Origin of the sequence: Clostridium sp. C8-1-8, assembly GCF_009928445.1 — a bacterium.
GTDB lineage: Bacteria > Bacillota > Clostridia > Clostridiales > Clostridiaceae > Clostridium_AR.
Window position 1 is genome coordinate 19,674 of the sequence record NZ_JAABNO010000001.1, and the last position, 12,639, is coordinate 32,312.

A 12,639-nucleotide genomic window follows, 5' to 3' on the forward strand; every position below is an offset into this window, starting at 1 on the left:
TATATTTTATAACTTTAAATAGAGACAATTTTAATTAATGATAAATAGGGTTATCTTTAGGATTGCTTAATTGGTTAAGTGATATTTAAAGGTAACCCTTGTATTTTTTACTGCTAAGAATAGTTATATAAAAAGTTCTAGCTAAACCTAGTAATTTAGATGTCTTAGGATAGCTATTTAGGATAAATAGTAGGAAATGAAAATATGTGGTCTTCCAGAACTTCTTCATATACGTTAAGAAAAAGCATATGGTGAAAAAGGCTCACTAAAGAATGTGGCTTCAGCGACTTTTTTACTATCTAGGAATTGATCATTAAGTTGAAACTATAAGTAATATAGTGAAATACAGTCAAAACAGCATTTTATAAGTAAATTCTTAAAAAGTTAAGAGTTTTAAGCGGAGTAAAGTTATATAGATAAAAAGCCAAACTATTGATTATTTTAAGAATAAAGGAGATTGTTATATGTGGAGCAAATCTATATAGTTATTATTAAATAGCATGTTTACTCTTTTGTTTAGTAAATATATAATAAATAAGAAATAATAGTAAGTATAAACTTATTAACTAAGGGATAAGAGCAGATTAGGAGATATAGATTTATGAACATAACATTAATAACAGTAGGTAAAATAAAAGAAAAATACTTAAAAGATGCTATAGATGAATATTCAAAGAGACTAAAAAGATATTGCAAGTTAGATGTTATAGAACTTCCCGATGAAAAAACTCCGGACAATGCATCAGAAAAGGAAGAACTTCAGATAAAAGAGAAAGAAGGACTGCTTATACTAAAGTCTATAAAAGAAAATATGTATGTAATAGCGCTAGATCTAAAAGGTAACATGATATCCTCAGAAGATTTTTCAAACCTTATAGGAGATTTAGGGGTTAAGGGTGAGAGTCAACTTTGCTTCGTAATAGGAGGCTCCTTAGGACTATCAAAGGATGTCATAGAAAGAGCAAACTATAAGTTGTGCTTCTCAAAGATGACCTTCCCACATCAGCTTTTTAGAGTGATGCTACTTGAGCAGATTTATAGGGCATATAGGATAATGAAGGGTGAACCGTATCATAAGTAACGGAGGTTTTTACTAAAACTGGATGATGTTATAGAGAGATATGGTGAACCTTGTATATATCAATAAAAAAACTACGGCAAAAGCTGTCGTAGGTTTCAAATTTAAAAAGAAATGATTGATTATTAATGACATGCTGATGTTATATTCAATATTAAAAAAATAGGTATTACTATAGATTAAATAGAAATTAATCTATTTAATAGTGTTGCTGTTATATGAATGTTCTAATATAATATAATTTAGGGTATAAAAATCTGAACACAGAGGATTAAAAAATGAAAAGTGTAGAGTATTTTTTGAATGATAAATTCGTAGTTTTAAGAGTGCTTTATGAACATCAAATGGATATAAATGGCGTTATGATATGTCCAATTACTCAGCAAGAATTAGCTGATATGTCTGGTTTTAGTAAAGCTAAGATTAACTCCATTTTAAATGAATTAATAAAAAAGCAGTATGTTGAGATGTATAATAATACAAAAGGACGTTATGTTCTTTTGTATGAGGCGATACAAATAATAAAAAGGCTGTCATGATTGTAGGTCTTTGCCTTTTTAGGTGCTGAATTAGAAAGGAATATACGGGTATGGATAGAAAAAAGTTTAGTGAAGATTCTAGAGTGAAACTTCCAGCACTTTTGCACTTTAAAAGACTTGGTTATGAATATCAAACCAAAAAAGTAGAATCTAATGAAATAGATAAAAGGAATAATATATTTAGATCAATATTGAAAAAATCAATTGAAAAAATTAATGGAAAAGAATATTCTGATTTGAGAATTGATGAGTTAATTAAAGAAATTTGGGACTTGACTAATAATAGTATTAATAAAGGTGAGCCATTCTTTGATAGGCTAACTTTAGGTAATTCTATAAAATTGATTGATTTATTAATCCTCCAGAGAAAATAATACAACAATTTGAAGAAAAAGTTCAAAGTATTGATAATCAGATAAGAGATTATTATGATGAGAACTTATTATTAGAGAGGACAAAAAAGTTCTTACTGCCATTGTTAATGAATAGACAAGTAACTTTTAATAACCAATGATGTTAAAGAGCCGAGAAGAAAACCTCGGCTCTTTAATATTATTGGTTATTAATTCAAATTTATATAAGTTCATAGGAGATATACGAGAAGTTTGTACAAAGATCAATGTTTTTGGTTAGTGATATAGAAAAGTCTATGTAAATATATCAAACATTTTGTAATAATAAGTTATGTTTATGAATAAAAACTCAACTCGTTATCTTTTATGAAAAATATTGCAATAATTTGACTAACTGAATATATTTACAATTAAAGTAAAATATAGTTAAAATTAAATGTGTAGACAGTTTGTCTATATTTTAAATTTTATATTACTGAAATAGAAAGGAGGTGTACTTATGGCAAAACTTTGGTGTGCAGTAAAATGTGGAGCGACATGTGTTGCAGGTTGCCAGGCAGATAGCCCAGCAATTCCAGTTGCAGATTGGTTTGTTGGTGCGACTGGAGCAGCTAAGTGGTCAAAAGGTTAAAGAATATAATTAAAGAAGTGCGGTATTACTATTTAATAAAGTGATGCCGCATAATTTTTCATATACTATTTAAGAAGGAGAATTCTATGAATTATTTTGAAGTAACATCTCTTAAAGGTAATAATTATATATATGATTCTGATTATAATATCATTCAACCTAGTGATTTGTACTGTAGACAAACCTTGGAAGAGGTTGCAAGTACTCAAATGATAATACACAAAGAGATATCGTGTAATGAATTTTTTAATGATAAAAAACAACGTTCATTTATGCAACTTTGTTTAGTCTTGACCAATCAATGCAATTTTAGATGTAATTATTGCATTAATTCAGATGAATATAAATATTCTAAAGGTTTTAAGAATGAACATATGTCTAAAGAAATTATTGATCATGCATTGGAGTTGTATGTTAAAAGTTACAAAGAAGCTTTTCAATGGAATCCTAATTTATCATTTGTTATAGGATTTTACGGTGGCGAACCATTGCTAAAATATGATTTAATATGTTACACAATAGAAAGAGTTAAAAAGGTATATAACATAAATGATGCCAAATATACATTAACCACTAATGCATACCTTCTTAACAGAGAAAAATTTGATTATTTATCTAAAAATAATGTTTACATCAATGTCAGTTTTGATGGGTATGAAGAGTATCATGATTTAAATAGAAAAACAATTGATGGAAAGAAGACTTTTAAAAGGGTAGTTGAGAATTTCAGAAGTTGCTTGCAAAATGAGACGGAAGGAAAGTTAAGTATTTTAATGACCCAAGATATGAGATTTAGTCCATTAAAGATGCATGAGTTTTTCTTGGAAAATGATGATTTAGATAAAAGAATAACACGTGTTAATTCTGTTGCAGACATTAACACAGGATACTATGAGCGTTATGAAGCTTATCCTAAATTTCAAGAGGAATTTGATCAATTGTTTAATATATATATGATGTCAAAGAGGGGGAAGGACGAAAAGATATCTAATTTTGTGAAACAGTATTTTGACGGGCTATTATTAGATATTTCAAAGAGATTACATTTTAATGATAAATTATGTTCTATATGTACTCCATTAAAATCTAGGTTGACTGTAAGTACTGATGGTAAATTGCATATATGTGAAAAAGTTAATGAGAACTATTCTATAGGAGATGTGTTTAATGGTGTAGATGTTGATTTATCTTACAAGTATTATTCAAGGCTATGCTATATTAGGAAGAATGTATGTAAAGATTGTGAGATTAGAAATATATGTGGACTATGTTATGCACAAATACAAAGAGATGGTAATGAAATGAACATTGACGAGTCATTTTGCAAAAATGCTATTAAAGGCACTAAGAATGCACTAAAGTACTATTGTACTACATTAGAATATTAGTGGAGGAATAAAAATGAAATATTCTTTAATGAACTTTATTATAACCAATAAAGGTACTAACGGTATAATATTTGTAGACTTACTAAATAGTAGATATATTGAGCTGGATAGTACTGAAGCAGTGTTTTATGAGAATGTAATGAATAGTGGAGCTATAAGTTGTAAAGAGGAAGAAGAAGTAATAAATAAATTATTGGATGAAAATATTATTATTCAAAGCAATGCATCTTATTATCCTGAAGAACTTGCAATTTTTGATGTAGACTTTCTAAAAGGTAACCTTTCAGAGTTTCAACTAAATCAAGCTGTACTAGAACTAACTACTACTTGCACATTTAATTGTGAATTTTGTGATGAGAACAGTAATAAAGCTTTTGCATCATGTTTTTGCAAAAGATGGAGTTATAATGCGAACAATTATGATTATATTCAGCTTATAGAGACATTGTTAAGTTTTGGAACAAGGCAAATAGTGTTTCAAGGTGGCGATCCTTTTAACGATAAAAACTCATTAAAGCTTATAAAAGAAATTTTAGATAGGGTCAATAAAGTTAGTCCAAACACGATGATTTGCTTTTCAGTAAACGGATATAGTCTAAATGAAGAAATAATAAATTATCTGAGTGGATATAAGAATATTCTATTTAATATACAACTAATAGGATTTAATGAAGAAGAGTATTTTAATATAAGTAAGATTCCAGATGGGTATAAAAGGGTTCTTAATAATGTTTTATTATTAAAAGCTGCAAAAATATCTGTAGTAGGAACATTTTTAATAAGTAATAAAAATCAAGTTAATCATTCGGAGTCATTTCAACAAGACATAGGAATACCAATATCGTATATCTACCTCTATAATAGTGAGTTAGCTTGCAAAGATAAATTAGGTGATTACAAACAAAGGACAATTACATTAGACATTTCAAATCACCTCATTGCAAAGAAGTTAAATGGATGCTTATATGGTCAGTTATTTTTTTCATGTAAACAGGATGTCTATCCTTGCGCTTTTTTGCGAGACTTTAAATTAGGGAATTTAAATGAAAATACACTTCAGGAGATAATAGCTAAGAAAGATTATAGAAAGTTCTGGTTTTTGTCAAAGTCAAAAATAGATCCTTGTGATAAATGTAAATATAGCATTCAGTGTTTTGATTGTAGAGCTATAGAGTATTCAGTGAATAAAAAATTGGATAAGGAATATTATTGTAACCAAATCAATGGAGGTGAGATATTAAATGAAGCAAAAAGCAATACTTAGATCAGTATTAATAACTGCGGTCTCAGCTATTGTTATTTCGGCATTATCTTCTGGTATATCTCTATATATTCCAATCTTAAATAAAAATATTATAGACAAGGGTATTGCAAATAATAAGATTGATTTGGTTATAAGGTTTTGTATTATTCTACTGATACTAAATATTTCGAATTCTTTATTAAAGTTCTTAAGTAATGGCATAATATCTCAACTAGGTATTAGAGTTGTAAGTAATGTTAAAAAGGCCTTTATAGGAAAAGTATTTAAATTTCCAATGGCATTTTTTGATGCAAGAAATAGTGGACAATTAACGCAAAGGATTCACGAAATTGATGGACTATCAGTATTATTTTCACCTACATTTCTACATATACTTACAAGTGTCTCCTCTTGTATCGGTGGAATAATTGTTGTACTAAATATACAACCTTCAATAGTGTTATTTTATTGCCCAGCTATACCATTAGTTGCGTTTTTATCATATAAGATAGCTAGTTTACTACAAAATAGTCTTATGGAAACAGCTGATTTAGAGTGTGAAACTAATGGAATAGTACAAGAGAGTATACAAGGAATTGCTGAGGTAAAGAGTCTCAATCTTGGAGGTAAGAAGGAAAGGGAGATTAATGAGCTAACCTCTAAAGTATATAAGAAAACTCTTTGGCAGAATTTATTCGTTTCTGCAGGTAGCGAAATTATGGCACTACTAAATATTTTAATCTCATTAGGAATTACAATTTTATGTGCAAATTTAATAATAAAGAAGCGGATGACTATAGGAGAATACCTTGCGATAACACAATATACATCATTAATTTTAGCACCAGCGCAACTTGTTGCCTCTGCATATATCTCATTGCAACCTGGAATAGTTAGTTTTAAGAGAATAAAAGAATTAAATCAATTAGAGGTTGAAGAATATAGTGAAGGAAATGACATAGAAGAAATTAATACCATAGACTGTAAAAATGTTACGTTTGGATATAGCGATAAGTATGTTTTGAAAAATATTAATTTTTCTATACGAAGAGGTCAAAAATTTGCTGTAGTAGGGCCTAATGGTTCAGGAAAAACTACATTAGCTAAGTTGCTACTTGGATTTTATAATAATTATGAAGGGCATATTAATTACAATAACACTGATATGAAAAGTTTTTCGGTTAAAAGTTTAAGAAAAGAAATTTCTATAGTATTTCAAGATGTTTTTCTATTTAATGGAACATTATTTGATAATATAAAGTGTGCAGCTCCAGAAGCAGATAATAAAGATATTATTGAGGCACTAAAACAATGTGGATTAGTAAAAGATATGACAGAAGAAGAAATAAGCGCTATATTATATATGCCGATTATGGAAGGTGGAAAGAATTTATCTGGAGGGCAAAAACAACGAGTTGCAATTGCAAGAGCACTTTCAAGAAAACCAAGTGTGTTAGTGTTCGATGAGGCTACAGCTCATCTTGACCAAGAAACGAAAGAATCAATAAAGGAATTTCTAAAGAACTCACTACCTAATATAATTTGTATCATAATTACTCATGATGATGATTTTGCTAAGTTAGCAGATGAGGTTTTGTTGCTACAATAGAATTAAGTTTGCAGTAATTCATACAAGTGGAAAGTGATGTGATGTTAGCAAAAAAATCAATTAAACTTAAACCAATCTTAAATGTCTGTATCTGATAAATTGATTTTTACTAAATTACGAAGCATATCAGTAATTGCGATAGTAATAAGGAAAAGAGCATTTATTGTTTAGTTAGTTATAACGTTAATCTTATTGACTAGAGTAAGTAATTGCATATAATTGGATGCATCGACTTATGTTTTGTGTTTTTTAATGCTGTTGTATATTATTATTGGGTTCTTTATAGAGTTAAATATATTATCAATTAGTGTAGCAATTTTAATTATGTATATTTTATTGAGCAATTACTTAAAATACCTCTAAATAATGCAATTTGGAGGTGTTTAATGATTACTATGCTTTGTAAATATGCATACCTTTATATGATTTTTTTACATTTATTGAATGTGTAATTTTATCTGCATATTTTTTTAAAAAAGCTATTATTGATATTAAATATTTAATTGATTATTTTAAAGCTCTTAAATAAATTTAAATTTTAAGTATATTTTTTTACAACTTACCCAAAATAGATATATACCTCAGGATTATTACCCTATAAAATAAGATTCTTATTTTTTTATGTAACCTTTTTTATTGATTTGGAATATTATTATTTTATGTGTTGCAAACATCAAAATATCTACAATCCCCTTATCCAATAATATAAAAATAAGCTAAGAGGTTTAATCTCCTAGCTTATTTTTATATCTGATTATAAACAGCTTAAAATTGAACTTAAAATAATTAAATTACTTAGTTTATATTTAATAAAACTTAGTTTAGATAAATGAATAAAAACTATCTCTAAACACAAAATATAACATGTTTACTTTATATTAAGTAGGTGATAAATTCATGAATAGTAATGGTATGCCAAGTAAAATTGAAGAATATTTAAAAGAAGTATCCGATGGTGCTATAATGCAAGTTGATTCTGATATAGCTATCTACTTTATAAAGACCTTGGTAAATTATGATGAGATAGTAAATAGAATTCAAATTCCTTATATGGTAAATAAATCTACATTTAATAATTATATTAGAAATATATCTTATGTGATTGAGGAAAAAGATATAATTGAGTATTTATTAAATGGCTTTTTAATTACAAAGTTAGAAAAAGATATAATCGCGATTAGTGGATTCTCAAAGAAGCATGGAAGAAATGTTGATCAGGTTATCAGGGAAGCGAGCTTTGAGGGAGGATTAGAATCCTTTGTAGAGCAAATAGATATAAATATAAACTTAATAAGAAATCTATACAAGACAGAAGAATTGATGGTAGATATAATGACAATAGGTAAAAAAAATAAAAAAGGAATAGCCCTACTTTATAATAAAAACACTGTTGATTCTGCAATACTTAAGAAAGTAATCAGTATGTTAGAAAAAGTAGAGTTGGATACAGTTGGTGCATTAAATGAGCTTCAACAAGTTTTAGTAAGAGGTCAACTAATATTTCCCAGACTTGTAACTACTGAAAGACCAGATAAAGCTATTAATTCAATTGATAAAGGAAAGGTAATATTAATGTTAGAAGGTACCCCTGTAGTGGCTATAACACCAACAACTTTTCATGAATATTTTACTACTGTTGATGATAAATACCTACTTCCTGTTCCAGCTGTATTTCTCATATGTTTGAGATATCTAGCTTTATGTATAAGTGTTACTCTTCCTGCTGCATATGTTGCTTTTGTAGCTTATAATCCTGAAGTGTTTAGAATTCAACTTGCATTATCAATCGCAGGCTCAAGGTCTGGAGTACCCTATACTTCATACATAGAAGTTACATTCATGCTTATAATGATGGAGTTCCTTATTGAGGCTAGTTTAAGACTTCCTAAAACGATTGGTTCTACTGCTACTACTGTTGGTGGCCTTATACTCGGGCAAGCAGTTACAGCTGCAAATCTAGCTAGTGAAATTATGGTTATTATAGTGTCAGCAGTAGCAATATCTACGTTTGTTATTCCAACAACATCTATGAGTCTTTCTATTAGAGTTCTTAAGTACTTTATACTCTTTTTTACTGTGATAGGTGGAATGATTGGATTTGTATCTTCAATGATTATTACTGTTTTCTATTTGACATCATTAAATAATTTTTCTGGTGCATTCTTTGACCCAGCTAATATACCTTTAAGCAAACTAAAACAGATATTTGGGAAAGTGAAAGCTAAATGAAATCTAAACTTTTTTATTATTATATTATTGGACATATATTTATTAGCATGATAGTTTACTATCCTAATTTACAAAGCAAGAATGTTTATAATGGGTTCTTAATAGCAATAATATTAGGTTATTGTATAGCGATGACTAACAGTTGTTTTTTAATAAGCTCATATAATATATTTGAAGGTAAAGATCTCATATTTATAACTGAAAAAGTATTTAGTAATTTTAGTGGAAAACTAGTTGTATTTATACATATTATCACTTCATTTATAACTGGTATAACATTATATATACCTTTAATAATTGTTATGGGAAGTAATATTATGCCAACCACTAGCAGATTATATATATCTGTATTTATTGTTTTAATATATATGGTGGCAATGAAGAATACTCAGAATACGATACTTTATGGAATAGGCTTTTTTGCCCTGTTTGCTTCTATATTAGTTCCTACAATTTTTGTTATTATAGGTAAAGAAATTGATATGAGGTTTATAGTTGGATCTATAAGTCACTCGACAAGAAGGCCTCTATTAGTGATGATAATATCAGCAACTTATTTCTTTGATGGTATAGAAAATTTAGCAGTATACAATCCTTCCTTTGGTAAGAAAAGTATAAAACTAGCCTTTTTATTGTATGCAATTGTAGGTATTCCTTTATCTTTGTTTCCAATACTTATTCCTATCGGAGTATGGGGACCTCATACAATAAAAGATTTAACGCTTCCTATTTTGGCAACTTCTGATACTGTAGCACTTGATTTGTTTATAATTGAGAGAACTTTATATATAATGTTACCTTTATATATTTCATTGCAAATACTTGGTTCAATCACATATTTTTATACTACATATACTTTAATAAATAAAAGCGTTAGTAATAATAAAATAAAAATAGCTATATTTTTTGTTATTTTTATATTGTTGCTAGTAACACCATTATACCTAACTGATTTTGAATCTATGTTAAATATAGGTAGATTTTGGGGGTATGCTTGGTTTATAATTATGTGTCTAATGTGTCCTTATATATATATTAAATGTAAAGGATGGATGAAAAAGCAGATATGAAAAAGATGTGTACTATTTTATGTTTCTTAATTTTATCTAGCTTTCTTACAGATTGCGATTATAAGGATATAGATAGGAGAATATTTATAGTTGCAATAGGTATAGATCATGCCGATAGTGGCAGTGGGTTAACGCTCACATTTAAGGGAGCTATCCCCCCAAGAAAATCACAGTCACAAAGCTCTAATGAAAATTATCAATTAATTCAAGTTGAAGCCGATTCTATAGGTTTAGGCCTAAGAAAAGTAAAAGAACAACTATCATTAGAACCAGACTATAGCCATATGAAAACTCTTTTATTTGGCAAAAGCTTTATTGATGGCAATAAAGATCAACTAGTACATATAGCTAAATTCTTTATCTTAAGACGCGATTTTCAAAATCTAATGTGGATAACAATGGCAAATCCATCAGCAAAAGAAATATTAGATTTTCAATCTTCAACAGAAAACTATGCAGGAGCTGAAATCTACATGAGGTTTGGTCAGGGAGTAGATTCTCCATATAACTGCAAAAAAAAGTTATCTGAATTTTATACAGAATTAACAACCCCTGGGTTAACTACGTTAATGCCTATTTTTGAGAAATTCGATGGTAAAATAAAAATGGCAAATACAGCTATATTTACGAAGGACGTTAATAGTCATTCCGTTATTCATGATGAGGAAATAAAAATACTTAATATACTGCTTAATAAGACACCAAACTCAGCGTTTATATACTCAATTGAAGATAAAGACAAAATAGTAGGCTTTAATTTAAAAGGAGCAAAAACTAAATACTCATTCAATAATGAAAAGAATAAGCTTATTTGTAACTTAGATGTTAAATTGAAGTTGCTTTCTGAAGAGGGCACTGAATATCATCTCTCAAAGGAAGAAGCTGGAAAATTAATCCAAAGTCAGATAAAATCTAAAATTCTTAAGTTGCTAGATAAATTTCAACAAGAAAAAGCGGATCCATTAAATTTAGAATTAAGTTATTGGGAATATAGACCTAATTATGACTTAAGTGATGATTGGATTAATGAGTATTATACTAGAATACAGTTTAAGGTTAATGTATATACTAGTTTGGAGGGAAAAAGCTCTGCAAGATAATTATTTATAACATTAGTACAATTTTAAAAAGAGTAAGGTGAGAAAATTGAATCTTATGGATATACTAGATAAGTATTTAGGAAACGCAGATTTAGTGATTTTTATAATTCTTTCAGCAGTTTTGCTAATAGTAGCATTTAAAATGGCATATTCAGACGATAAACACATCTAGCTCGCAAGCGTGGAAGTATTATAAAAATTTAAAATTGTATATTGAAGCAATATAGTTAAAAAGAATTAATAAGAAAATAAAAAAGAATCGTATTTAAGGGGAAGAGAGTATATAAATACGATTCAAGGCATATGAGGAATATTTACTACATTCTTATTATACACTAATTAATGCAAAAATATAATAAAACCTTTGTGGTTAACTTAGTAAAGTAATCCATTGCAGCATAATATGACGTCATTTTATATTAGTTAATTATTAATAATACTTGTATATCTATCTTTTTACTTATAATTCAGTCTAACATCATTATTTCATCTAATCTCTTTAATAGTATAAGTTAATTTATTCATATTAGTGAGGTCAGTCAGCTACATTCTTATAAAATGTATAGGCTTTTAACATAATAATAACAATGAAGGCAGTTGTCTAAGATCAAATATCTTCAGGTAGATATATACAAAGAGTAATATAATAAAAAAATAAGGATATGTTAGAGAACAGTGTTGATAATGTAATACAAGTTAAGGAAACTTTATTTTCTGTCCACTTAATTTATAGTTTAAAAAGATGACGCAATAATTTTTACTTCATGGCATCTATTTCTAATTTCAGTCTGTCAAAATGTACCTCCATAAAATCAAGTCTTTCTTTTGCAATTTCCTTTGCCTTTTAAGTATATAATTTATCTGGAATTTTTTTAAGCTTTACTTCGTATTCAATAAAAGGGGTGTGTTTTGAAACATCCTTTAATCTTCCATTTTCAACAGTGTTAAATTTGAGATTATCATTTAATGATTTATTTATTGTTAGTCTTTTCCAAAATTGACCTGCTAACATAAAGGTACGAGCAAATCCACTTGCTCCTATAACATCAAGTTTATCTGAATCAAAGGGTATTTTTGCTTCTATTGAATTAGGTTTATTTCTAGTTCTAAACCTATGCGATATAATACAGTGCTTTGTCTTCTCAATTTTATCTTCTTCATATTCTAAGTTTCTTAATATATCGTCTGCAATTACACTGCCTAAATTATGTGCTGAACAAGTTAATTTATCTTGAACAATTTCTATAATCTTTCTATGTTTAGTTTCTGTATTCATATATTTACCTCCTATTTATAAAATTTCCATAGACACAGAATGTCGAACGTTTGTTCTTTTTTTGTCAAATTACTCAATTTCAATAGCATCTTTTAACTGAGTCTAAAATATAAATATATATTA

The 12,639-nt window shown here is 27.9% G+C and carries 12 protein-coding genes; 11 read left to right on the forward strand and 1 reads right to left on the reverse strand.

Features of this window, described 5'->3' with window-relative positions:
* Positions 1–601 precede the first annotated feature (601 nt).
* From rlmH to GXK57_RS26785, 11 genes are all read left to right on the forward strand, one after another.
* Entirely contained in the window at positions 602–1,081 is a 480-nt protein-coding gene (gene rlmH / locus GXK57_RS00090; protein WP_160669643.1) for a 23S rRNA (pseudouridine(1915)-N(3))-methyltransferase RlmH, read from the forward strand.
* 275 nt (positions 1,082–1,356) lie between these two features.
* Positions 1,357–1,617 (forward strand): helix-turn-helix domain-containing protein, encoded by a 261-nt coding sequence (locus GXK57_RS00095; protein ID WP_160669645.1) that lies wholly within the window; start codon positions 1,357–1,359, stop codon positions 1,615–1,617.
* A 50-nt stretch (positions 1,618–1,667) separates the two neighbouring features.
* Positions 1,668–1,991, forward strand: a complete 324-nt coding sequence (locus GXK57_RS26470; protein WP_243156334.1) for a type I restriction endonuclease — start codon at positions 1,668–1,670, stop codon at positions 1,989–1,991.
* A 478-nt stretch (positions 1,992–2,469) separates the two neighbouring features.
* Positions 2,470–2,601: a hypothetical protein gene (locus tag GXK57_RS26780; RefSeq protein ID WP_279285464.1), complete on the forward strand. Its 132-nt coding sequence runs from the start codon at positions 2,470–2,472 to the stop codon at positions 2,599–2,601.
* A gap of 86 nt (positions 2,602–2,687) precedes the next feature.
* Positions 2,688–3,989 (forward strand): radical SAM protein, encoded by a 1,302-nt coding sequence (locus tag GXK57_RS00105; RefSeq protein ID WP_160669647.1) that lies wholly within the window; start codon positions 2,688–2,690, stop codon positions 3,987–3,989.
* 13 nt (positions 3,990–4,002) lie between these two features.
* A complete protein-coding gene (locus GXK57_RS00110; RefSeq protein WP_160669649.1) occupies positions 4,003–5,253 on the forward strand; it encodes a radical SAM protein in 1,251 nt (416 codons plus the stop codon).
* Positions 5,231–6,841 (forward strand): ABC transporter ATP-binding protein, encoded by a 1,611-nt coding sequence (locus GXK57_RS00115; RefSeq protein ID WP_160669651.1) that lies wholly within the window; start codon positions 5,231–5,233, stop codon positions 6,839–6,841. Before GXK57_RS00110 ends, GXK57_RS00115 begins: the two co-directional genes overlap by 23 nt.
* Positions 6,842–7,738: 897 nt before the next feature.
* The gene (locus tag GXK57_RS00120; protein ID WP_160669653.1) at positions 7,739–9,070 is read left to right on the forward strand and encodes a spore germination protein; all 1,332 of its coding nucleotides are present in this window, start codon (positions 7,739–7,741) and stop codon (positions 9,068–9,070) included.
* Positions 9,067–10,140 (forward strand): hypothetical protein, encoded by a 1,074-nt coding sequence (locus GXK57_RS00125; RefSeq protein ID WP_160669655.1) that lies wholly within the window; start codon positions 9,067–9,069, stop codon positions 10,138–10,140. Before GXK57_RS00120 ends, GXK57_RS00125 begins: the two co-directional genes overlap by 4 nt.
* Positions 10,137–11,240, forward strand: coding sequence for a Ger(x)C family spore germination C-terminal domain-containing protein (locus GXK57_RS00130; RefSeq protein ID WP_160669657.1), 1,104 nt, complete (start codon positions 10,137–10,139; stop codon positions 11,238–11,240). The genes GXK57_RS00125 and GXK57_RS00130 overlap by 4 nt, the downstream gene beginning before the upstream one ends.
* A gap of 46 nt (positions 11,241–11,286) precedes the next feature.
* The gene (locus GXK57_RS26785) at positions 11,287–11,412 is read left to right on the forward strand and encodes a hypothetical protein (protein ID WP_279285465.1); all 126 of its coding nucleotides are present in this window, start codon (positions 11,287–11,289) and stop codon (positions 11,410–11,412) included.
* Between the two features lie 672 nt (positions 11,413–12,084).
* On the opposite strand, the gene GXK57_RS00135 is transcribed toward GXK57_RS26785, so the two are convergent.
* A complete protein-coding gene (locus GXK57_RS00135) occupies positions 12,085–12,516 on the reverse strand; it encodes a phosphohydrolase (protein WP_347709073.1) in 432 nt (143 codons plus the stop codon).
* Between the last annotated feature and the right edge of the window lie 123 nt (positions 12,517–12,639).